Genomic DNA, 23,405 nt, shown 5'->3' with positions numbered 1-23,405 from the left:
AATAATGACGTTAATTCAAAGAAAGTGATGCCCATTTACCTCTATTCAGAGTTGGTTATTGATTACGTTTTTTTTCTAATTGTTGGTTGACGATTAAAGCAATAAGAATCAATCCTCCGCCCAAGCTTAAACGTAAGATATCCGCATCACGATTCCAAATTAATAGATTTACAAGAATGCCCGCAGGGATCAATAGATTATTCATTACCGCTAACACACCGACATTGACCAACGTTGCCCCTTTATTCCACATGAAATAACCAACCCCAGAAGCGATAGTGCCTAAATAAACCAACACTCCCCATTGCGTTGTTGTTGTCGGAAGTTTATCACTGTTACCAAATAGAGCGTAGCAGATACAAGCGACGATCAAGGCCCCAATAAAGAAGAATCCAAATACCGTTTTTTGCTCAATTTGTTGATCTTTCATTAATCGCTTATAGCAAACTTGACCAGTAGCAAAACAAAGATTGGCAGCCTGAACGGTTGCAAAGCCTAATAAAAATCCTGAATCGATACCATTGTAGCGAATGGCCACGGCACCAAGGGTGGCAATAATTGCGCTGATCATAAAGTGAGGATGAAATTTCCCTTCAAAACCATCATTCAATAGCGTGATATAAATAGGTGTCATCACCGTAAATAATAAAACCTCAGGAACGGTGAGATAGAGAAAAGATTGATAATAAAACACATACATCAAACCGAGCTGTATTGCTCCAATCGCCATTAACTTAATAGCGATAGGCAGTGGTACTTGTTTCGGGCGTAAAAAAGGAAGGAAAACGAGTGTTGCTAGCCCAATCCGCATCAAAACAGAGAACCAAGCATCAACTTGGCCAGCTAAGTACACGCCGATTAAGCTAAAAGAGAACGCCCAAAGTAGGGTGATAGAAAGTAAATATGACATTATTCATCCATTAATATAAGCAATGGATGCATTCTAAATGAGATTAACTATCAGTAAAGCAAAAGGTAATAAAAAAGGCCGAAAAATCAGCCTTAATATATATTCGATAAAAGTGTTGGAGAATGTAATGCCGCTTTTATACGAACGTTATTTTTGGCTGCTGCGGTAAAAATCCCACGCATTAACGACTTCGCCCGTCTTCAAGGTACAGTCGCTGTTATCCAAATTGTAAGCGCCTTCTTGCTCAATACAATAAGCGGCTGCTGGATTCGGTTTACCGATAGGTTTTGTCATTGTGTGTTTTTGGCTGCGGTAATATTCCCAAGCGTTGATAACATCACCATTATTTAATGTACAGTTACCTGAGTCTAGGTCGTAGATGCCGCGCTCTGCACAAAATTCTGCAGCAGGGTTTGCCATGTCAGCCTTTGCTGGTTCTTTAGGTTCAGTTGAGCTGCAAGCAGCAAGAGAAAGGAGTAGGCCAAAAGCAATGATTGTTTTCTTAAACATAAAAAATCCTCGTAAATATAATAGCATTACTGACAGTCTTGACTGAAACTGCCATGTTGAGCAGGTTTAGTCATTTTAAATTGACCTTTTAAGCTTCTAAATACTTGAGTGTTCCAGACTTGTCCATCATCTAATTCAAAATCGATAGCGTAATTAATACCGTTAACAACTTGCGATCTAACATCTAAAATTTGACTAAGTTTTGCGGACGTATTCATCATGTTTAATACATGGTCTAATGCGACTTCAACATCAGGCGTTACAGAAGAGGTTACCCAACCACCTGCCATCCCATTATTAACATTACAAAGTGGATTGGTATTATCAGAGGAAAGGGTTGTGGTTTGCTCTGTTTGTTGAGCGCATCCTGCGGTAAAAAGTAATAGTGAAGACAGCGTAAGTATCGTAAATCGTTTCATTTAATACCTCAGGGGAATATCTTATAATAAGGCGGTGATAAATAAGAGTCATAATTTAGTACGAAAGGAGGACGATTCCAAAGGAAATTATTGTTTTATGCTTTATTTCTCACATTCAAAGCAACTGGATAAGTTGATTGAATATAAATGCGATTTGGTTCAAGGCTATTATTTTGATAAACCGCTTTCTATTAATGATCTTTGTATTAAATATTCGTGAATTCATTGGTATAACTAAAAAAGAGCAGCTTATTATGGCTGCTCTTTTAGTTTTTATTACCTAGCGTTTAACAGAATTAAAGGTTACATACCTTTGTCCAGCTTCCATCACTAGCAGGTGCAGCGGCTGTCCACCAATTCGCTTGGTAGATCACATTATTGCTGATCACTTTGTCACCCGTGTTTGCATGGCTTGGATTACCTGCCCAATCTTTTTGTGGAAGATCTGGATAAGTCACTAAGCCTGTTGCATCACAGCCTGCATCAGGTGTTCCGCCATTATCACCATCCCCTGAATTTCCACCAGCAGAGAGGTCAGCCAATGGTAGATCTGGTTGCTCAAACTTAAAGGCATAATCAACATTATTGATTGTCACTGTATAGTTTGCAGGACCGGAAATAGGTAGGTAATAAACCATATCTAATTCATACACGCCGCCCGCAGGCAGAGCTTTCCAAGCGGGAAGCGTAAAGGCAACGCGGTGCATGGTGCCATCGAAGCCACCAATGTTATCTGCACGAGTATGACCAGAAGCAATTACCTGTAAACCACCACCTGATTGATCTTTTGCGTTATCAGGTGCAGAGACTGGAATATCGAATTGGAACTCAGTTCCCCCAGGAATATCTTGTCCAGTATTGTTGGTAAAGTTGATTTTTGGATTGATTGGGTAGTTTTTATCGCCCACTTTAAATCCACCAACACTTACTGCAATATCAACGGTTTCAGATGGAATTGCTCCAGTAGCTACCGTATTACCATATGGCGTTGCAGATTTGAATTTCTCGTAAATCGCTTTAGTCATGGTATTACCCATGTGGTATTCACCATTACCGGTTTGACAAGCCGCTTCCGTAGCATCAACTGAAGAGCGGTTACCATTGGCATCCAGAACGTAACAGCTGTAATCCCCTGCGAGTTCCCAGAACATGATGCCGCCAATTTCTTTATCGATAACATAGTCGGCTTTTACATTGATAGAGTCTTTATCTTCAGTAGATAAAAACACTTTTTTCTCTGCATTCCACAACCAAGGAGCAACGGCAACATTATCGTAATGACGAGTATAAGTACCGACTAATTGGTCTGCTGGGTCGTTTGCAGGATCAAGGCCATAGATATTGGTGTAAGAACCAAAGATACCTTCTTGAAGGTTTTTCGCATGCCACATAGGGTTAGAGCCAGCGCCCATTTCTTGACCGTATGAGTTTTTATCATGCCACATGTTATCGATACCTAATGCACCGTAGCCACAGTTATTCTTCTCGCCTTCGCCTGTTCCTGCATCACATTGAGCTTGATCAGGTAGTGGTGCTCGGCCCCATAAACCATTCTCGCCACCAGTAACACCTTGCCAGCCTCGAGTATAATAAGGAACACCAATATTGATTCGTCCGGCAGGCATTGAACCACGGAAGTAATGGTAAGCCCAATCAGTATTTAAGTAACCAATCCCCCCATAAGCCGCGGTGTCATAGACACTCCATTGTGCTAACTCTGAATCTTTACCCGTATCAAATAGCGCGGCATTGTGACCAACATGATCATTCCATGCACCGTGCAAATCGTAAGACATAATATTTACGTAATCTAAATATTGAGTTACATCAAAGGTTTCCATGCCTCGTAGTAAATAACCTGAAGAGGGTGCAGCAATGGTCAGCATATAATGTTGTCCATCTTGAGCGGAAACTGCATCTAGTTTCTCACGCAGCGTTTTCATTAAGACTTGGTACGATGCCCATAAATATTGGCGACGAGGCTCCATGAATTCTTTATCGTCTGGATTACCAGCACCAGCCATAGAGGTTGGGTACTCGTAATCGATATCTAAGCCATCAAATTTGTATTTACGCATCATTTCAACAGCAGATGTTGCAAACTTCTCAATACCAGCTTGATTGATACTGCCGTCGGCATTGGTTGTCATGCTATAGAAACCACCATCAGCAACTCGATTACCGTCAGCACCAAAGTGGCCGCCAGTTTCAGCCCAACCACCAATGGAGATCAGGGTTTTAACTCCATGCTTTTCTTTTGCCGTTGCTAATGCACCAAAGTGGCCTTTAAAGCCAAGAGTGGGGTCAATTTCTACACCCGCCCATTCTTTACCTGTTGCTGCATTATTTGGGTCAGTAACATCACCGACATTTACATTGCCATCAGAACCAATACTCACAAACGCATAGTTAATGTGTGTTAATTGTTCCCAAGGGATATCTTTAATTAGGTAGCTATTTTGCTCATCGCCACCATCACGCCAGCTAGTAAAGTAACCAATCACACGACGAGGGTGATCTGCCCCCATTAACTCACGACCTTCTTTATCATAAGTCGTACAGTAGGGAACATTGACCCCTTCTGTTTGGTATAAACCATCAGGGCGACAATTATCAGCAATAGGAAGAGAACTGGTTACGATTAATGTAGAAGAGGCAGATTGAGTAGACGCGCCCAAATTATCAGTCGCTTTTGCATAAACAGACAGTGAACCTGCGGCAGTTGTTTTATATTGAAGAGTATAGGGAGCGGTTGCTACTGTACCAACAAGAGTATTATTGACATAGAAGTCGACTTTATCGATTGTTCCATCTGAATCACTAGCTTCAGCGGTTAGGATTAAGCTTGAACCAAGTTCAACACTCGAAGAGGAGAGGGCTAATGTCGTGGTTGGAGCAACATTGACAGCTTCACCTGAACAAGACCCTAAATCTTGCCATGCACCCCATTCACCAGCAGTCGCAGGGTCATTGTTTTGAGTCCAATATTTGGCTTTGTAAGCGTTATTACCTTGCTTTACTTCTTCCCCACCATTGTAAACTTTGCCTGCATCCCATGAGGCAAGAGGAGTGCAATCTACAGCTGCTTGAGCATTAAATGCCATTAAACAAGAAAGGGTCAGTGTAGAGAGGGTAAATTTATAATTATGTTTTCTTTTTAACTTTGAATGTTCCATTTCATATCCTTAAAGGTAATTCAAAAACATCAACCAACTTTTTAATTGATGTGAAATAAGATTAGGATAGAAATAAGTTTGTGCGAGAAGGAATTTATAAATTAAAGAGTGACTCGCAATAAATGTAATCCTAATGGGAGCAATTACATTTATTTTTGTATCAATATTGTCTATTTATTGTGCGGCTATGCGATTAACAGCCTGTATTAACCAATTCAAAAATAGGTAGGGTGTTTTCGTCAGCAGCTTCGGTATATTTTACATAGCAATTGTCTTGACTGTATTTTTTACTTTTATGCATAAAGCGTATGTAGTAAAGCCCATTAGTATCTGGGGTTCTATTATTATGAAAGTACCAATCTGATGAGATATGCGAATCAAAAATTGAATCAACAAAAGTTTGGTTTATTAATTGATTCCATGCATTAGCCGCATCAGCTCTAGGGTAACCATAGACTATTTCAATCGTATCGCCTTCAATGGTTATCGCTCCACTCGCTTGAGTATCCATTCTGGCTAAAATGGTTTTAGGATGAAGTTGATTCATTGCTCCTACCATCTCACCTTTTAGGCCTTGAAGCGCTGAAATACGAGCATCACGTTGCAGGTTTACAAACTTGGTTGTTGCCGTTGCCGATAAAATACCGAGAATAACAATGACAATGACCAGTTCAATAAGAGTGAAACCTTTTTGCTTCATGATGGAAATCCTTTAAGTAAGAGCACATATATTATATTTAGAATGGCTTACAGTAAAGTGTTGGTTTCGCCCTAAGATCCAAAAACAATCAATTAACATGAAAAGGATACCTTTCCCAACAACGTACAGAACGCTGTGGAGAAGCCGTTGAACAGGTTGAAAAAATGGATGATTTAGCGCTATTAAAACGTTTAGCAAAGAACAATATAAAAGTGATAATACCAGAGATTCTATTGGTATAGTTTGTTGGTATATAACTGAATTTCACTTTCAAATCAGGTATACTCGGCACAATTTCCTTATTCAACGTGCTGAGTATAATGACTAATAATAACTTCTCTTCAACGGCTGCATTTCTTTGGTCGGTGGCTGACCTTTTACGTGGCGATTTCAAGCAATCTCAGTATGGCAGAATCATTCTACCATTCACATTACTAAGACGCTTAGAGTGTGTGATTGAAGCAACGAAATCAGATGTTCTAGCTAAGTTCGAAACAGTAAAAGCGATGCCAATTGAGGCACAAGATAAGCTATTGACGCACGCAGCGCAGTTAAGCTTTTACAACACGTCAAAGATGGATTTAAACCACCTAGGTGAAACCGATGTTGCGGGCAACTTAGAAAGCTACATTCAATCATTCAGCCCGAATGCTCGTGAGATTTTTGAGCACTTTGACTTCTTTAATACCATCGATAAGTTGGCTGAAGCGGATCTGCTTTATGAAGTGGTAAAACGTTTTAAATCAACTGATTTACACCCAGATACGATCAGTAACTATGGCATGGGTTTGGTGTTTGAAGAGTTGATCCGTCGCTTTGCTGAAAGCTCAAATGAAACAGCTGGTGAGCACTTTACCCCAAGAGATATTGTTCGCTTAACGACCTCGCTTGTTTTTACTAACGACGATGAAGCATTAACCCAATCGGGTTTAGTGCGTTCAATTTACGATCCAACAGCAGGTACTGGCGGCTTCTTATCTTCGGGTATGGAATATTTGCACGAGCTGAACGAGAAGGCGTCGTTATCTGCTTTTGGTCAAGAGCTAAACCCAGAGTCCTACGCTATCTGTAAAGCGGATATGCTGATTAAAGGGCAAAAGGTCGATAACATCAAGCTAGGTAACACTTTATCGAATGACCAACTAAGTAGCGATAAATTTGACTACATGCTATCAAATCCTCCGTTTGGTGTTGATTGGAAGAAAATTCAAAAAACCATCAGTGATGAACATAGCGATAGAGGTTTTGAAGGGCGTTTTGGTGCAGGTTTACCACGTGTTTCAGATGGTTCGTTACTGTTCTTGATGCACCTTATTAGCAAAATGCGCTCACCTACGGCTGAGAATAAAAACAGCTCTCGTATCGGTATTATCCTAAATGGTTCACCGTTATTTACTGGCGGCGCGGGAAGTGGCGAGAGCGAGATTCGTCGTTATGTGTTAGAAAATGATCTGCTTGAAGCGATTGTGGCTCTGCCTACAGATATGTTCTACAACACGGGTATTGCAACCTATGTTTGGATCTTATCTAACCAAAAACCAGCACACCGTAAAGGCAAAGTGCAGCTTATCAATGCCTCAAAAGAGCGTGCTAAAAAAGGCGGTCGTGGTCGCAGTGGTGGTGGTGAAGTTGAAGGTAATGATGAGAATATTTTCTATGCTGCAATGCGTAAATCTCTTGGCAGTAAGCGTAAAGAATTAACCGAAGAAAGCATTGAGACCATCGTAAAAACGTATGGTCAGTTTGCAGAAAATAGCTTTAGTAAAATATTTGATTATAAAGAATTTGGCTACCGCCGTATTACGGTAGAGCGTCCACTTAAACTGGCGATTTATCCACGAGACCTACAGCGAGTAGAAGCGCTGACTGAAGATAAAGCATGGCAAAAGCTGGGTGAAGAATTGCAACAAGGTATTCTTGAAGCGCTAGCAAGCTTTGAGCAAGAAAAATACCTATCTCGTGATTTGTTCTTAAAAACGCTACTTACCAAGCTAAACGGTACAAAACTGAGTGCAGTCCAACAAAAATTGATCGTGAAGCACTTAGGCGAGCAGGATGATGAAGCCGAAGTATGTAAAACAAAAGGCAAGATTGAAGCGAATCCAGATTTACGTGATAACGAGAATGTGCCATTAACTGAAACCGTTGACGAATACTTTGCTCGTGAAGTATTACCGCACGTTCCTGATGCGTGGATAGATACGAGCAAAACGGATGAAAAAGATAAGCAAGCTGGCATTGTTGGCTACGAGATCCCATTCAACCGTCATTTCTATGTTTATGAACCACCAAGAGCACTAGAAGCGATTGATGCTGATTTAGATGCAGTATCGGCTGAGATTATGCAGTTACTTAACGAGGTGCATTCATAATGACAGGTCGTTATAAGGCATATCCAGAGTATAAAGAGTCTGGCGTCAAGTTTGTGAATACTCTTCCAACACATTGGACAACAAGTAAAGTTAGATATATATCTGCCTTTGGCCGAGGTTTAGCAATAACAAAAGCCAATCTTCAAGACACAGGGATACCGTGTGTTAGCTATGGTGAGGTTCATTCAAAGTTTGGCTTTGAAATTGACCCTAAGAAACACACCCTCAAATGTGTAAGCGAAGAATACTTAGCATCTTCACCATATGCTTTACTATCGAAAGGCGATTTCGTTTTTGCCGATACTTCTGAAGATATAGATGGCTCTGGTAACTTTACTCAGCTTGTCAGTGATGAAACTTTGTTTGCAGGATACCACACAGTTATTGTTCGACCTGCCTCAAATAACTACTACAGATTTGTGGCTTATCTTTTCGATTCTTCTGAGTTTAGGACTCACGTTCGAGATGCGGTTAAAGGTGTGAAAGTGTTTAGCGTAACTCAAGCTATCTTGAAAAATGCTGACGTGTGGCTCCCTTCATACGCTGAACAACAAAAAATCGCTAACTTCCTCGATCACGAAACCGCTAAGATCGATATCTTAATCACCAAGCAAGAAAAGCTGATTGAGTTGTTAAAAGAAAAGCGCCTCGCTACTCGATATCACGCTGTGACAAAAGGGCTAAACCTTAATGTAAGTTTGATCGAAACAGGGATCAGTTGGACTCCTTCAGCACCAGAGCATTGGTCATTGGTTCCAAATCGAAGTGTAATGTCTATGAGGAGAGTTTTGGTCGGGCAAAATTATCGAAACTACCAGCTTCTATCTTTGACAAAAAAAGGGGTGTTAGTTCGGAATATATCAAGTGGAGAAGGTAAACAATCAGATCACTTAGATAGAACGCAAGAAGTAAGAGACGGAGATCTTGTATTTTGTTTATTTGACGTGGAAGAAACCCCTCGAACTGTAGGTCTGTCTCATCATATTGGAATGATTAGTGGTGATTATACTATATTCGAGTGTTCAAACCCTAGTATGGCAAGATTTGTAGAGTATTTTTACAAAGCAATGGATGACAGAAAGCTTCTGAAACCATTGTACAGAGGCTTAAGAAAACGAATTCCAAAGCCTGGATTTTTAAGAGTTAACATCCCCATTCCGCCAAAAGAAGAGTTAGAAAACATCTTACAATTTCTTGATGATTTAGAAGAAAGAATTGAGCAGCTTATGTATCTAGCAGATAAGCAAGTAGCATTACTCAAAGAACGCAAAGCCGCCCTTATCTCAGCGGCAGTAACAGGCAAAATTGATGTGCGCCACTTTGTTTCAAAACAGGGGCAAACTCCTATCGAGCAATAAGGAATTCAAGGATGAATAAGGATTTAAACCCACCTCAAGGTCAGTTTATTGTTTTTCAAAGCGGAGATGGCACCTCACAAGTAGAATGCCGCTTTGAATCTGAATCGTTGTGGTTAACTCAGAGCTTAATTGCAGATCTTTACCAGAAGAATGTTAGAACCATTAACGAGCATTTGATTAATATCTACAACGAAGGTGAGCTTGAACAAAATTTAACCATCCGGAACTTCCGGATAGTTCAACAAGAGGGGACTCGCCAAGTCTCCCGAGAGGTTGCACATTACAATCTTGAAGCTATTTTAGCTGTTGGTTATCGCGTTCGTTCTAAACAAGGTACACAATTTCGCCAATGGGCGACCAACACCCTCAAAACCTATTTAACCAAAGGTTTTGTGATGGATGATGAACGCCTAAAAGAGCCGGATAACAGTCAATATTTTGATGAATTACTTAACCGCATTCGTGATATTCGTTCGTCAGAAAAAATCTTCTGGCGCAAGGTGTGTGATATTTATGCAACCAGCATTGATTATGATGGTAAAGCATCAACAAGCTTGACGTTTTTTGCTGGCGTACAAAACAAAATGCACTGGGCGGCTCACGGGCATACTGCCGCTGAAGTAATTTTTGAACGTATCAGTGCTGATAAACCAGATCTAGGTCTCACTAATTTTAAAGGTAAAGAGTCAGGTAAAGCGCCAACACGTAAAGAAGTGGTTGTTGGTAAAAACTACCTGTCAGAGCAAGAGTTGGATACGTTAAATCGCCTTGTCACCTCTTATCTTGAATTTGCAGAGCTACAAGCAAGAAATGGCAAGTTAATGAGAATGGCTGATTGGGCGAAAAAGCTGAATGATTTTTTAGCCTTGAGCGATTTTGATATTTTAACCCACGCAGGCAAGGTCTCTGCGGCACAAGCAAAGCAGAAGGCAGAGTTAGAGTACAATAAATTTAGACGCATTATTGATGTAAGCCCGACACAAGTTGATAAGGACTTAGCGGCGGTTGTTAAGCAATTAGAAAAAAAGAGCTAAGCCATGAATCAAGACGATAAAGCCAAAGAAAAAGCGTTTCAAAACGATATCCTTGAGCAAATGCAATCTCATGGGTGGTTGCTAGGCGAATCAAACAAATATAATAAAGCCTTGGCACTGTATTCAGAAGACGTGATTGCTTTTGCGAAGGCTTCACAGCCACAGCAATGGGAACAACTTGCAAAGCATTATCCAGAGACAGAGCGCAACCCAAATGCCACTGCTGATGCCTTACTTAAGTCACTAGAGCGTGATTTGAAAAATAAAGGCACGTTATGGGCACTGCGCAATCAAATAAAAGACAGAGGTGCTAAGTTTAACCTTTGTTGCTTTAAGCCCGATCATGCTTTAAATCCTGATGCTACCATACGTTATGAGCAGAACATTTTACGAGTGGTACCAGAGCTAGTGTACTCACCGAATGGTTATGATGGTCGATTAGATTTAACCTTGTTCGTTAATGGTATCCCTGTTGCAACATGTGAGCTGAAATCGGAATTTAAACAGTCGATTGAGAATGCCAAAGTCCAATATATGAAGGACAGGCAACCAAAAGATCCGATCACTAAGAAAGCTGAGCCACTACTTACTTTTAAGCGTGGCGCATTGGTTCACTTTGCGGTAAGCTAATACAATGTGGCAATGACCACCTGTTTAGCGGGTAAAAAGACCTTCTTTTTACCGTTTGACCAAGGTACGTCTGAAGGCGGTCAGGGGAATGATACGCCAACTGATGAAAGTGAATATGCTACTGCTTACCTTTGGAATGAGATTTTCAAAAAAGACAATTTGTTGTTGATTCTAAGCCGCTATATTCACTTAGAACGCAAAGAGCAGCAGCAGCTAGATAATACGATTACAGTTAAAGAAACGTTGATATTCCCTCGTTACCATCAGTGGGCGGTTGTTTCTAAGTTGCTTAATACCGTTGATAGCGAAGGCACAGGACAAAAATACCTTGTTCAGCACAGTGCGGGATCAGGGAAGTCTAATTCAATCGCTTGGTTATCTCATCAGCTTGCATCAAAACACTATTACACACCTCATCCTGAGTTAAATAAAAAGGCGGGTGATAAAGTCTTTGATTCTGTCATCGTTATTACCGATAGAACAGTGTTAGATAGTCAACTGCAAGACACAATTTATCAGTTTGACCATAACGAAGGCATGATTGCTCGGGTTAATCGTGAGACGGCACAAGGCTCTAAATCCAGTCAATTAGCAGGCGAGTTAAAGGCAAGTACTTCTATTATCATCGTAACAATCCAGACCTTCCCTCACGTATTAGAAGCCATTCGTAAGGATTCAACGCTTGCAGGCCGTAGTTTTGCAGTGATTGCCGATGAAGCACACTCAGGCCAAACAAGCACGAATGCTCGTAAATTACGTGAAGTACTCATGACTGAGCAACTCGATGGCAATGAAGAGTTAGATAGTCAAGATATGCTTAGTTTGTCGTTAGAAGCGCGAAAAGGCTCAAATAACATTAGTTATTTTGCTTTTACAGCAACACCAAAAGGAAAAACACTTGAGTTATTTGGGCGTAGACCTGATATAAACGAGCCAGATAGCGATACTAATAAGCCAGTCGCATTTCATGTTTACTCGATGCGTCAAGCTATTGAAGAGGGTTTCATTCTTGATGTATTGCTGAACTACACCAGTTACCGTGTTGCTTACCAACTGGGTCATGATAATCCAGAAACGGATCGTGAAGTAGACAGTAAAAAAGCGGCTTCAAAAATGGCGAAATGGGTTCGTTTGCATCCTTATAATATTGCCCAAAAAGTGGAGATCATCGTTGAGCACTTTAACAGCAAGATTAAACATTTATTAGGCGGTGAAGCGAAAGCAATGGTAGTTACCAGTAGCCGTTTAGAGGCGGTGCGTTACAAGCTTGCTTTTGAAAAATATGTTGAACAGAAAGGCTATGAGAATGTCAGTGCGATGGTGGCGTTTTCTGGAGAAGTGAATGATCCTGATTTTCCAGAACAGCCATTTACTGAAAACAACATGAATCCAAACTTACGTGGAAGAGATATGCGTAAAGCATTTGATACTGCGGATTATCAAGTGATGTTGGTAGCCAATAAGTTCCAGACAGGCTTTGATCAACCTAAATTGGTGGCAATGTATGTGGATAAGCCATTAAAGGGGGTGGAATGTATTCAGACCCTATCGAGATTAAACCGCACTTACAAAGGCAAAGATAAAACCTTTGTTCTTGATTTTGTAAACGAACCAGAAGATGTTTTAGCTGAGTTTAAGGTATATTTCCAAACCGCTGAGTTAGCTGGTGTCTCTGACCCTAATATTATTTATGAACTTATGGATAAGTTGGCAGAAGTTGGGATTTATCAATGGTTCGAAGTCGAATCCTTTGTGAATGCGTACAACAGTAAACAGGCGAATCAAGCTACGTTGGCTAATCTATGCAAACCAGCGGTTGAGCGCTTTACAGTGCGTTATAAAGAAGCGACGCAGGTACTTCAAATTGCCCAATCTGACTTATCTAAAGCCAAGACAGAGAAAAATGATAAAGCGATTAAGTTTGCTGAGAACAGTGTAAAACACGCGAAAGAAGCTCGAAATATTTTAGAAGTATTTAAGAAGGACTTAATTTCTTTTTACCGTTATTACGAGTTTACTTCTCAGATTGTCGATTTTAGTGATTATGATCTGGAAAAACTGAGTATATTTGCCAAGCATTTGCACCCATTACTTCGTCTTGATATCGCTGAAGATGATGTTGATTTATCTGATGTGGTAATGACGCATTATCGATTACACGAGCAGCGCGAGGCAAACCTTGAGCTAGGTTATAAAGTTGGGGAAGAGCAAAAACATTACCTGTCGCCAGCCAAAGAAGGCACAGGAGCAACGCCTAAAGATCCTAAAACCGAGCTTCTGCATGAGATCATCCAACGAATGAACGACTTGTTTATTGAAGATGGTTTATCTGAAGCTGACATGCTTAATTACGCTAATACCATAGCTAGTAAAGTATCAGAGAATGAAGTGGTGATGGATCAACTTCGCAGTAATACAAAAGAGCAAGCAATGTTAGGGCAATTCCCTGAGTCTATTAATGATGCGGTGATTGAAAGCATGGGCATTCATGAGAAGATGGCAATGAAAGTTCTTTCGAATGAAGCAGTGGCAAAAGGTTTTGCTGGATTGATGTTTGATGTACTGGTGAAAAGTATGAAGCAATCAACTTCTGCTTAATATAACAACGGTAGTGTTAGCTAAGCGCTACCGTTTACATATTAATTTGTATAAGTAGGTAAAGACATTAGTATTTTTTGAGAAATGGTTTTGATGATCTTATTTGCTTTATTAGCAATTCGATTAGGGGTAACTGTTTGATGTTTAAATAGAAAGGGGGATTGGGTGGAAGCCCCAGCCACATCCCGGCACACACGTCGCCTGCTGCGGCTGCTCCCTTCCAGGTCTGACCGAGTTCACAAGTTAGTGTTGCGGGAGGACCAGGGCCTCCATAGATTCTGTTGTTCCTAAGAACGAGATAGATTATCGAACATGCGCATTAAGATTGCAAGCATAAATAATAAAAAAGAAGTTAAATGGTTAATAAGTAAACGTTTTTGCTGTATTTTAGAGTAAGTTGTTAATTTTTCATTTTTTAAATGATACGAGATAAGAAGATTTATAATTGTTGTGATGGGTCATATAAATGGCGTCAATAAATCATTTTAAAAGCAAGGTATTAGCTTGAACTATTAGAGTAAGATCACTAATTTATTTTGGTAATTTGATAGAATAAAACAAAATAAAAAAGTGGGCTTTCTTGAAAAATCGTATGTATTACAAACAAATTAAATACTTTATTATTACTATCTTTTTGATTGGTATAACGCCGATTTTTTATTTTGGGGGGCAATATCAGGCGGAACTAAACTCTATTCAATTTCAACGACAGAATGCCGCCAAACATCAATTGAATTTTAGTCAAAAAGAGATTAATTCTATCGCCTCAGTGCTGGGTACATCACTTCAATTATTATCAGATAATAGAGTGTTGATACAGTTTATCGAAGACCCGTCAGTTAAGAATAGATCATTACTAGAGTCCCTTTGGTCACTTACCGCAACCAACTATTCTTATATATCACAAGTACGTTTTATTGGTGTGGACGGTAAAGAAATTTCGCGTATCAATGATGATAATAACGAAATCACTATTGTGCCTATCGATCAACTGCAAGATAAATCCCAGCGAGACTATTTTATCTATGCTCAAAGCTTAAAACCAGATGACCTTGGTTTTTTTGGTATCGATCTGGAAGTAGAGCATGGCAAGGTACTTACACCACCAAAACCATCATTACGCATATTCACTCCAGTTGAGGTTGATGATGAACGTAAAGGCTATCTCTTTTTTAATTTAGATGTGTATGAAATTGTTGCACAAGTGGGATCGTCACTAGAGCCGGGATATCAAATAGAATTTGTTAATGAAGAAGGGTATTACCTTGCCTCTCAAGATAAACGTAAAACTCTAGGGCATATTATTACAGAGCGTGATAACTACAATATATTGATTGAAACTCCGGGCTTATGGACAGAGATGAAAGCTCAAATATCTGGAGAGTTTTCTGATGAAAAAGCGTTTTATTCATTTTCAAAAATCATACTTGGTGGCAATTTTAATAGTAGTTCTCTGTATTTAATATTGAGCAGTCAGAATGATTTAAAAGCAACAAAGTTAGAGCATAAACTGACCTTTATTATTTATGAAGCAGTCATGGTATTGATATTAATTGTTTTTCTATCAATCGCTATTGCTAGATACATTGCTAAACACAGAACAACAAGCCTTGAAAGTCAGCTTGCTTTAGCTGCATTGAACGGAATGTCAGCCATTGTTATCACAGATAAAAATAATCGTATTATTAAAGTTAATGAAGAGTTTACTCGTTTAAGTGGATGGACAGAGAGTGAAGTGCTTGGTCAACCACCGTCTATATTTCAATCAGGTAATCATAATAAAAACTTTTACGCTACGATGTGGAAAGCGATTCAAACTGATGGAATCTGGCAAGGTGAAGTGACAAACAAGCGAAAAAATGGTGAATTATTAACTGAGATTTTACGTATTCAAGCTATCGTTGATAAACATGGGGAAATGAAATATTTCATCGCGTCTTTCGTTGATATTACCGCGCGAAAAGAGCTTGAAAATAGGCTCAGGGAGTTAAGTGAAAAAGACGTACTAACACAGTGTTGGAATCGACGAAAATTTGAGGCTGAATTTTCGAATATTATTGGTAGCGGCCCGTTTACAAAAGAAATGGAACCTTCCTGCCTAGCCATTGTAGATATTGACCATTTCAAGCGTATTAATGATACATACGGGCATGATATCGGCGATAAAGTGATTACAGAAGTAGGACGAATTTTAGATGTAGAGAGCCGCCGAGCTGATTTTGTTGCTCGTATTGGCGGTGAGGAATTTGCAATTATCTTACCGAATACTCAACTTAATGAAGCGGAAGTTATTCTAAATCGATTGCGTGTAGCAATAACCTTGAATGATGACATTAAAGTAACCATCAGTGGTGGCATTACCGATATTTGTTACAGCAGTGAAGCAAGCTATAAGCGTGCTGATCTCGCGTTATATGATTCAAAAACATCGGGTCGAAATAAAATGTCTTGTTTTAGTTCTGCTGAAATGGAACAAATTACCTAACGTTTATTGAGCACTTTACTGCCCGTTTATTTTTTGTCTTATTTATTCTTATAGTCATTAAGAACAATTTCAAGAGCTTTGATTGCAGTTTCTTTCTCAATATCACTGCTTTCTAATAAATAAATCAAATCAACAGCAAGTTTAATCTCACTTGGTGCGTTGTCTAAAGGACTTGGCGTAGTAGATTGATTTACTTCAATGGTTGGGTTTGTTGTTTCTATTGCGTTAATGTCTTTAGTCATTTTGTTCTCTATAAGTAATTTGTTGCTCTAAACGTTTCATGGCGTCTTTACAGCGTTGTAAGCGTTTTTCGGTAGTAAGCAGTGTCTTTTGTAAACCTTGCTGTTGAGTGAAAGAGTGACAATTATTAACAGCGTGTTCTTGTTCTCGAACCATTTGGCCTAGTCGGCGTTCCCATTCTTGATGTTGAGCCAAATCTTGGTACATATCACTGATTGGCTTTCTGTAACTGCCTTTTGGACGAGGTTCATTGGAACGAATTCGTTGAGTAGCAACTTCACGTTGAACTGCTTCTATTTGAGCGACTAGCATTTGAGTTAAATACTCAGCACGTTGGCTGGTAAGTAGTCCCGCTTTTTCTTCGCGTTGAATAGAGCCTAGTGTTGATTTGGTTTCATTTATACAAGGAATAAGATAGCGGCTACGGCAGCCAAATAGTCGTTCATCAAAGAGAGGTAAACGTTGCTCTCCTCGGCGACTATCAATTTCGGCTGCTGTTTTACTTAACTGTTCAAGCATGATTTCAATGGAGCTAAAATTAGTCATAGTAATCTCTTATTTAAAACCAAGCATCGAAGGCGAGCTTAACGGCTAAAATACACACCACAGTGACAAACACTGGACGGATAAACTTAGAGCCAAATCGAATCGCAGAGTGAGCGCCAATAAAAGCACCAACCATCAAGCATACTCCCATTGTTAACCCAAGAGCCCAGTTGATATGACCTAAAAAGGCAAAGGTGATTAGAGCGGTAATGTTACTGGTAAAGTTCATCGCTTTGGCTAAACCAGAAGCCAATAGAATATTTAAACGGTACATTGCCATGCTGCTGACTGTCCAAAAAGCACCAGTTCCTGGGCCTGCCACACCATCATAAAAGCCAAGAGATAAACCTTGAATAATCTGCTGTTTTTTTAGCTTTGGTGTTTGTTTTGGTAGTTCATTTTGCTCGGCGGTAACTCGTTTTGGCCAAATGGTATATATAGCGGCACAAAGGATAACGAGTGGCAATCCTTTCTCAAGCCATTCTGTTGAAATATAGCTGACTAATAAGGTGCCGCAAGTTGCGCCAAATAAGGTGGCGATGAATGATGTTTTCCAAAAGTTGGGATCAAACAGCTTTTTCTTATAATAAGTTAAGGCAGCGGTTGATGAGGCGAACGTTGCTGCTAACTTATTAGTTCCAAGAACCATGTGTGGTGGTAAGCCAATAGAAAGCAGAGCAGGTACAGTTAACATACCTCCGCCGCCAGCAACTGCGTCAATAAATCCAGCGATAAAAGCAACCAACCCTAAAATGAGTAGGGTACCTGGTTCAAGAAATTCCATATAGGCTCTTATTTAATTATTAGTATAGGTAGAATCGCACTGTGGCGACAGTTAATCAAAACAATGTAGGCTTACTCTATCACCCTCTTAAAAGGAGGTAATGCATCCAAAAGCGCTTTCCCATAACGTTTAGTTATAACGCGGCGGTCAAGCAGCACAACTCTACCAGAATCTTCTTCTTTACGCAGTAATCGACCTACAGATTGAATCAATTTTTTACTCGCTTCTGGAACACTGATCTGCATAAATGGATTACCACCTCGGCTTTCAATGTATTCTGAGTGTGCTTCTTCCACGGGTGATGTAGGAACACCAAATGGTATCTTGGTTATTATTAGGTTTGTGAGCAAATTTCCTGGTAAATCTAACCCTTCAGAAAAACTTCCTGTACCAAATAAAATACTGATTTTATTCGTTTCACAAAGTTTCTTATGTTTTTTCAAGATCTCTTGTCGAGACTCTTGCCCTTGTATTAATAAGCTCCAACCGTGTTTTGCTGCTATTTTTTCAATGCCTTCTGCTACTTTGTTCATTTGCCAATATGAGGAGAACAAAACCAAGCTTGAGGTTTGATCAGCAAGGTAGAAAGGCAACTCTTCGATTAATAGATCAGTAAAGCCAGGTGCTGATGGCTCAATTGGTAATTTTGGAATAACCAATTGTGCATTTTCTTGATAATTAAATGGCGAAGCCAAAGAAAGAAAACGAACGCCATCCTCAGGTTTCTCTGAAATACCCGCTTGCTTACAAAAGAATGAATAACTATTAAGCGCGCGCATAGTTGCAGAAACAATAACGGCACCAGCAGCACGACTCCAAAGGTTTTGGTCTAATTGCCAACCCACTTCTAGCGGAGAGACATTAATGACAATGTCACTTTCTCTGTCTTTACTTTTTTCTAACCAACGAGCGAGTGGAGCACCTTTGTCACTATTTGGTTTTGCCATTAAGAACCAAACTTGGGCTAGATTCTCTAATCGCTGTAAATAAAACCCGGTTTCTGCGAGTACAGGCTCTGCCATTCTTGGTGCTAGCTCTCCATCCTTCATACGCTCAGAGATTAAATCACTGATTTTAGCTAAGGCTTGATTCGCTTTGGTAGAGAGTTCTTTTAAATCTTTCGCTTGTTCTGCAAGCCAAGTTGGTATTTCGCCATGTTCAAAACGGTAAATGCCATCATCGTTAAATAGACTTGGGTCAAATTGCTTACTTAACTGATTAAGAGAGGGAATTAACTCTTGTATGTTTTCATGCAAGGTATTTTGAAAACGGTTAACTCGCTTTTGATCGGCTAGATTGCAAAATTTGCTGACGGATTTATTTAATGACTCTAACCATGTTGCTGTTCCTTTTAAGTTTGCTGCAGCCGAAGAATGCTCACGAGCCACATTAGGTAAGTGATGTGCTTCATCGAATATATAGATAGTTTGTTCCGGTTCTGAGAGAACTACGCCACCACCTAAATCAATATCAGCCATAACAAGACTGTGATTTGCTATGACTACATCGGCTTTGTCTAGATGCTCACGCGCTTTTTGGAATGGGCAGTCACGATGCATTGGTAATCCGTTATGACAACTATACTTATCTGAGACAATAGTTTGCCATATAGATGAGGGAATAGTGGTTGGCCAACTGTCGCTATCGCCATCCCATTTCCCTTCAGTAAGCGCCTTATGCATTCTTCTCAAAAGATCTAAATCTTTCTTTTTAGGTTTTTCTGTAAATAAAGCCGCTTGTTTATCTTCTTCATGATTGGTTTCAACTAATAGAGCCAATTTATGGCTGCAACAATAGCGTTGACGACCTTTAGCAATGATAAAAGAGAACGGAAGCGGTGAAATACGACGATAAAAAGGTAAGTCTTTAAGTGCTAACTGTTCTTGCAGTGCAACCGTTGCTGTCGAAATGACGACTTTCTTATTATTTAACTTAGCAAAAGGAATCACACTTAGTAGATAAGCTAAGGATTTACCAATACCAGTACCTGCCTCTGCCACAATCATGCGATGCGTCTCACTGTATTCACCTGCGAGTGATTTAGCGATTTCTGCTACTAAATAGTTCTGGGCACGGCGAGGTATAAAGCCTGGAAGTTGATCTTGTAGTGTTTTATAGCTTTCGCGAATGCAATCAGTAACCGCTTTGTTCAGCATGATGAGCTCTAGTGAAGATAAAAAACCATTGTAACACGCACTCTTGAATGTGATCTCCTGCAAAGAATAGATTCTTATGTTTTTAAATCGAGATACACGTCACGAAAACAAGATGAACTAATGTGAATAGTCTAAATGTTAATTTTTAGATTGCGTTAATTTCTATTTTTCGTTCTTATTTTGGTATTTTATGCTGGTGGTTACTATGTTTTACTGTTTTTTTTGGATTTAAATTCTTTTATGGTGAGAAATAAATATTTACATTCAATTTAATTTTGATGTGTGCGCCGTGTCGGAAACTAGATCGCTTATATTTAAGTTATTGTTTTTTATTGGTTTGTATTTTTTGTTGTTTTTTTACCTTTCGTTGACATGTGAGCTAAGATTTTGCAAAGTAGCTTTCGAATTCAGAATCTCTGATTAATCACACAGTTAGATGTGTTGGTCGGTGCAGAATAAAATCACATAAATACATGGAACCGGAAAACGGATTTCCAAATCTTTTAAGAAAAGGCAGTGGATTATTATGAAAAAGACTCTAGTAGCTCTAGCAATCGCAAGTATCTCAACTTCAGCTTTTGCTGTTGATACAAGTAGCCAAAACAGTAAGAATGATGAAATGTTTGCATTTGATTCTATGCATAAAGATCAGTTTTCTGTGTCAGGTTCTGTAGGTGTTGGTGGTTATTACGATACAAAATCTAAAGCACTTTATGACGACTGGGCTACTGGTTTAACTCTTGCAGTTAATTACCGTAACAATCGTATTATTGGTTATTTTGAAACTGATTTTATGCTGAATTATACAACTGACAGTAAAACATCACCTGTTTTAAATAAAGGATCTGAATTTGCTACTGATGTAGATAAAGCATGGTTAGGTTTTGATACTGGTTTTGGTATTGCATCTTTTGGTTGGGAAAATGATACCGCTCTTGATGCTATTGATGGTGCTGGTGATAATACATACGAGTTCGGTGCCTCTGCTGGTGACGCATCTGATGGTTTTAATGTTGTAAAATTCCAAGGTTCAACAAGCGGTTTTGCTTACGGTGTTTCTTACTTTGAAACTGGTGATATCCATGTTACTGCCGATAAAGGTGTGAATGGTTACGTTGGTATTGAACAAGAAATTTTTAATGTTTATGCTGGTTATGAAACACGTGATGAAGCTGAATATGATGTAATTACTGTTACTGGTAATGTTAATCTTGGTGTTGTTAAGTTAGGTGCAAACTTCTGGATTGAAGATGGCGATGCTAAAGATTTAACTGGTAAGAATATTACAAATAAAGAAAATACTGGTTATTATTTATCTGCTGGTTATACGTTAAGTGAAGACCTAACATTAGCGGCTGGTTATGCCGCTAATACTAAAGATATTTCAAACGTAGAGACTGATTACTCTTACATGAACGTTGCAGCAATGTACACGTTAGCTAGTAATATGGATATGGGTGTTGATATTCGTCAAGATCTTGATGCCGGTGCTGCTGACGAAGAAACTTACGTGTTTGCAGCTGGCTATTATTACTTCTAGTTCTAATATTATAGATATTAAAGCTGACCTAATGGTCAGTTTTTTTTGTTCTTTTTTAAGTGAGGCGTTTATGGATGCTTTAAATAGGTTATAAAGTGGATCATAGATCACAATTAATTTTTATCCTTTCTTACAAAAACTGTATTGTCGTTCTGATATTTGGAAAATAATTCACTCAGGATGACATTTTTTTTGCTTGTATTTCTATCTATATTTCTATTTATAAACATTAAGCGCTCTTACCGCTAAAATATCGGTAATTTAGGTATATTTATATTATTAACCCTAATTTATTAGTGAGTTATGCGCTTTCTGTGTGGGTAATGCGTTACGGTAATTTATATAAATTTATATTTTATGATTTGAAGTAGGTCACACTTCTATATACTTGGCATTAAGTGTATGTATTGCAACTCTTTATTAATTTTTACTTTCCTTGACTTTGCGCGTTGACACAATGAGAAAACTTTAGCAAAGTAGCGTCCAGAAACAGAGACGCTAACAAGTCGCACATTAGATGTAGCTGTAGCGCTCTAAAATAATGGAACCGGAAATCGGATTTCCAATCTTTCTAAGAAAAGGCAGTGGACTTATTATGAAAAAGACTCTTTTAGCGCTTGCAATCGCAAGTATCTCAGCTTCAGCTTTTGCTGTTGATACAAGCAGCCAAAACAGCAAAAATGATGCAATGTTTGCATTTGACCCAATGCACAAAGACCAGTTCTCTGTATCTGGTTCTGTTGGCGTTGGTGGTTATTACGACACAGGTTCTAAAGCATTTTATGATGATTGGGCTACTGGCCTAACGCTAGCAGTTAACTACCGTAACAACCGCATTGTTGGTTATTTTGAAACTGACCTAATGTTGAACTACGCAACTAAGCATGATGTTGCTGCAAATGTTAATACAGCTGGGTGGGTTAACGGTATTGAGTCTGGTCCTGCAACTGATGTTGATAAAGCATGGTTAGGTTTTGATACTGGCTTTGGTATCGCTTCTTTTGGTTGGGAAAATGATACAGCGTTAGATACAATTGACGGTGCAGGTGATAATACGTACGAGTTTGGTGCTAATGTTGGTGATGCTGGTGATGCATTCAATGTTGCAAAATTTGAAGGCTCTACTAGCGGTTTCGCATACGGTGTGTCTTACTTTGAAACGAAAGATAGCCATAAAGCGTCTGACAAAGGTTTAAGTGGTTACGTGGGTCTTGAGCAAGAGATGTTCAATATCTATGCTGGTTATGAAAAGCGTGATGATGCAGATTACGACGTAATGACTGTAACAGGTAATACAACTCTAGGTGCTCTAACATTAGGCGCTAACTTCTGGATCGAAAATGGCGATTCAGATGATCTATCTGGCAACAATGCAGATAATAAGAAAGAGACTGGTTATTACGTATCAGCTGGTTACTCAGTATCAGAAGATCTAAGACTTGCTATGGGTTATGCTGCAAACACAACAGAAAAGAATAATTATCAAGATGTTGATACTTCTTACGTGAATATTGCAGCAATGTACACAATGGCGAAAAACATCGACATGGGTATTGATATTAAGCAAGACCTAGAAATGTTTGATGAAGAAGAAACTCACGTATTCGCAGCTGCATACTACTACTTCTAATCTCTTGATTTAAAGTAAACCAAATTATTAAGCCAGTCCTTGTGACTGGTTTTTTTTCGTCTGAATAAAAGTCAGATATAAGTATATTTATTAAACCTTTCATAACATCAAAACTTTCTTTAAAATAATTGATCTTTTTTGTTGAAATAAAACCACAGTTTGCTAATGTGTTTACAAGGTTAAAAACAAAATCAATTTGTTACTAAAGGTTTATAATTATGCGTATTCAAGGTCTGAACATTCATCACCACCATCATCCTGAGTAGTCTTTCGGGAGGATATGCATATCCGGGAAGGCAACTAGAATTTCCTTCCGA

15 protein-coding genes, 1 other RNA gene, 1 pseudogene and 1 other annotated feature (1 of these 18 only partly in view) are annotated in these 23,405 nt (G+C 39.1%); of the genes and pseudogenes, 7 read left to right on the top strand and 10 right to left on the bottom strand.

What is annotated here, in order from left to right; genetic code table 11:
* Positions 1 to 55: 55 nt before the first annotated feature.
* The 5 genes from Q1K78_RS04500 to Q1K78_RS04480 form a co-directional block, all read right to left on the bottom strand.
* Complete coding sequence (locus Q1K78_RS04500; protein ID WP_300174866.1) at positions 56 to 910, bottom strand: carboxylate/amino acid/amine transporter; 855 nt, start codon at positions 908 to 910, stop codon at positions 56 to 58.
* Between the two features lie 147 nt (positions 911 to 1,057).
* On the bottom strand, positions 1,058 to 1,420 hold the full coding sequence (locus Q1K78_RS04495; protein WP_300174864.1) for a DUF333 domain-containing protein: 363 nt from the start codon (positions 1,418 to 1,420) through the stop codon (positions 1,058 to 1,060).
* A 26-nt stretch (positions 1,421 to 1,446) separates the two neighbouring features.
* Positions 1,447 to 1,839 carry a cystatin domain-containing protein gene (locus Q1K78_RS04490; protein ID WP_300174862.1) on the bottom strand — a complete coding sequence of 131 codons (393 nt, stop codon included), beginning with the start codon at positions 1,837 to 1,839 and terminating at the stop codon, positions 1,447 to 1,449.
* A 296-nt stretch (positions 1,840 to 2,135) separates the two neighbouring features.
* Complete coding sequence (locus Q1K78_RS04485) at positions 2,136 to 5,015, bottom strand: glycosyl hydrolase family 18 protein (protein ID WP_300174860.1); 2,880 nt, start codon at positions 5,013 to 5,015, stop codon at positions 2,136 to 2,138.
* 193 nt (positions 5,016 to 5,208) lie between these two features.
* Positions 5,209 to 5,715 (bottom strand): type II secretion system protein, encoded by a 507-nt coding sequence (locus Q1K78_RS04480; RefSeq protein WP_300174858.1) that lies wholly within the window; start codon positions 5,713 to 5,715, stop codon positions 5,209 to 5,211.
* A gap of 320 nt (positions 5,716 to 6,035) precedes the next feature.
* Here Q1K78_RS04480 and Q1K78_RS04475 point away from each other — a divergent pair, with 320 nt between their 5' ends.
* From Q1K78_RS04475 to Q1K78_RS04460, 4 genes and pseudogenes are all read left to right on the top strand, one after another.
* On the top strand, positions 6,036 to 8,087 hold the full coding sequence (locus Q1K78_RS04475; protein ID WP_300174856.1) for a class I SAM-dependent DNA methyltransferase: 2,052 nt from the start codon (positions 6,036 to 6,038) through the stop codon (positions 8,085 to 8,087).
* A complete protein-coding gene (locus Q1K78_RS04470; protein ID WP_300174855.1) occupies positions 8,087 to 9,445 on the top strand; it encodes a restriction endonuclease subunit S in 1,359 nt (452 codons plus the stop codon). The genes Q1K78_RS04475 and Q1K78_RS04470 overlap by 1 nt, the downstream gene beginning before the upstream one ends.
* An 11-nt stretch (positions 9,446 to 9,456) precedes the next feature.
* A complete protein-coding gene (locus Q1K78_RS04465; protein WP_300174853.1) occupies positions 9,457 to 10,479 on the top strand; it encodes a virulence RhuM family protein in 1,023 nt (340 codons plus the stop codon).
* 3 nt (positions 10,480 to 10,482) lie between these two features.
* Positions 10,483 to 13,707: pseudogene (locus tag Q1K78_RS04460) on the top strand (DEAD/DEAH box helicase family protein).
* Positions 13,708 to 13,876: 169 nt separating this feature from the next.
* Here Q1K78_RS04460 and ffs read toward each other — a convergent pair.
* An RNA gene (ffs, locus tag Q1K78_RS04455) (signal recognition particle sRNA small type) lies at positions 13,877 to 13,973 on the bottom strand.
* A gap of 314 nt (positions 13,974 to 14,287) precedes the next feature.
* Between ffs and Q1K78_RS04450 the strand changes: the two genes are divergently transcribed.
* Positions 14,288 to 16,192, top strand: a complete 1,905-nt coding sequence (locus Q1K78_RS04450) for a diguanylate cyclase (protein ID WP_300174851.1) — start codon at positions 14,288 to 14,290, stop codon at positions 16,190 to 16,192.
* 38 nt (positions 16,193 to 16,230) lie between these two features.
* Here the strand turns inward: Q1K78_RS04450 and rsmS are convergent, their stop codons facing one another.
* From rsmS to dinG, 4 genes are all read right to left on the bottom strand, one after another.
* Entirely contained in the window at positions 16,231 to 16,434 is a 204-nt protein-coding gene (gene rsmS, locus Q1K78_RS04445) for a pleiotropic regulatory protein RsmS (RefSeq protein ID WP_300174849.1), read from the bottom strand.
* Positions 16,427 to 16,978 (bottom strand): primosomal replication protein, encoded by a 552-nt coding sequence (locus Q1K78_RS04440; protein WP_300174847.1) that lies wholly within the window; start codon positions 16,976 to 16,978, stop codon positions 16,427 to 16,429. Before Q1K78_RS04440 ends, rsmS begins: the two co-directional genes overlap by 8 nt.
* A gap of 13 nt (positions 16,979 to 16,991) precedes the next feature.
* Positions 16,992 to 17,762 (bottom strand): TSUP family transporter, encoded by a 771-nt coding sequence (locus tag Q1K78_RS04435; protein WP_300174844.1) that lies wholly within the window; start codon positions 17,760 to 17,762, stop codon positions 16,992 to 16,994.
* 71 nt (positions 17,763 to 17,833) lie between these two features.
* A complete protein-coding gene (gene dinG, locus Q1K78_RS04430) occupies positions 17,834 to 19,918 on the bottom strand; it encodes an ATP-dependent DNA helicase DinG (RefSeq protein ID WP_300174842.1) in 2,085 nt (694 codons plus the stop codon).
* A gap of 526 nt (positions 19,919 to 20,444) precedes the next feature.
* Here dinG and Q1K78_RS04425 point away from each other — a divergent pair.
* Together Q1K78_RS04425 and Q1K78_RS04420 are read left to right on the top strand one after the other, a co-directional pair.
* Complete coding sequence (locus Q1K78_RS04425; protein ID WP_300174840.1) at positions 20,445 to 21,458, top strand: porin; 1,014 nt, start codon at positions 20,445 to 20,447, stop codon at positions 21,456 to 21,458.
* Between the two features lie 595 nt (positions 21,459 to 22,053).
* A complete protein-coding gene (locus Q1K78_RS04420; RefSeq protein ID WP_300174838.1) occupies positions 22,054 to 23,088 on the top strand; it encodes a porin in 1,035 nt (344 codons plus the stop codon).
* Positions 23,089 to 23,329: 241 nt separating this feature from the next.
* Positions 23,330 to 23,405, top strand: a sequence feature (His leader region) (it continues 48 nt past the right edge of the window).

The organism is uncultured Aliivibrio sp. (genome assembly GCF_946479765.1).
Lineage (GTDB): Bacteria > Pseudomonadota > Gammaproteobacteria > Enterobacterales > Vibrionaceae > Aliivibrio.
This window is presented reverse-complemented; position numbering and strand designations above follow the sequence as displayed.

Coding starts and splice junctions, on each gene's coding strand:
- Q1K78_RS04495 (WP_300174864.1), bottom strand. CDS start 1,420: ATGTTTAAGAAAACAATCATTGCTTTTGGCCTACTCCTTTCTCTTGCT.
- Q1K78_RS04435 (WP_300174844.1), bottom strand. CDS start 17,762: ATGGAATTTCTTGAACCAGGTACCCTACTCATTTTAGGGTTGGTTGCT.
- dinG (WP_300174842.1), bottom strand. CDS start 19,918: ATGCTGAACAAAGCGGTTACTGATTGCATTCGCGAAAGCTATAAAACA.
- Q1K78_RS04480 (WP_300174858.1), bottom strand. CDS start 5,715: ATGAAGCAAAAAGGTTTCACTCTTATTGAACTGGTCATTGTCATTGTT.
- Q1K78_RS04500 (WP_300174866.1), bottom strand. CDS start 910: ATGTCATATTTACTTTCTATCACCCTACTTTGGGCGTTCTCTTTTAGC.
- Q1K78_RS04485 (WP_300174860.1), bottom strand. CDS start 5,015: ATGGAACATTCAAAGTTAAAAAGAAAACATAATTATAAATTTACCCTC.
- Q1K78_RS04440 (WP_300174847.1), bottom strand. CDS start 16,978: ATGACTAATTTTAGCTCCATTGAAATCATGCTTGAACAGTTAAGTAAA.
- Q1K78_RS04420 (WP_300174838.1), top strand. CDS start 22,054: ATGAAAAAGACTCTTTTAGCGCTTGCAATCGCAAGTATCTCAGCTTCA.
- Q1K78_RS04465 (WP_300174853.1), top strand. CDS start 9,457: ATGAATAAGGATTTAAACCCACCTCAAGGTCAGTTTATTGTTTTTCAA.
- Q1K78_RS04470 (WP_300174855.1), top strand. CDS start 8,087: ATGACAGGTCGTTATAAGGCATATCCAGAGTATAAAGAGTCTGGCGTC.
- Q1K78_RS04475 (WP_300174856.1), top strand. CDS start 6,036: ATGACTAATAATAACTTCTCTTCAACGGCTGCATTTCTTTGGTCGGTG.
- rsmS (WP_300174849.1), bottom strand. CDS start 16,434: ATGACTAAAGACATTAACGCAATAGAAACAACAAACCCAACCATTGAA.
- Q1K78_RS04425 (WP_300174840.1), top strand. CDS start 20,445: ATGAAAAAGACTCTAGTAGCTCTAGCAATCGCAAGTATCTCAACTTCA.
- Q1K78_RS04490 (WP_300174862.1), bottom strand. CDS start 1,839: ATGAAACGATTTACGATACTTACGCTGTCTTCACTATTACTTTTTACC.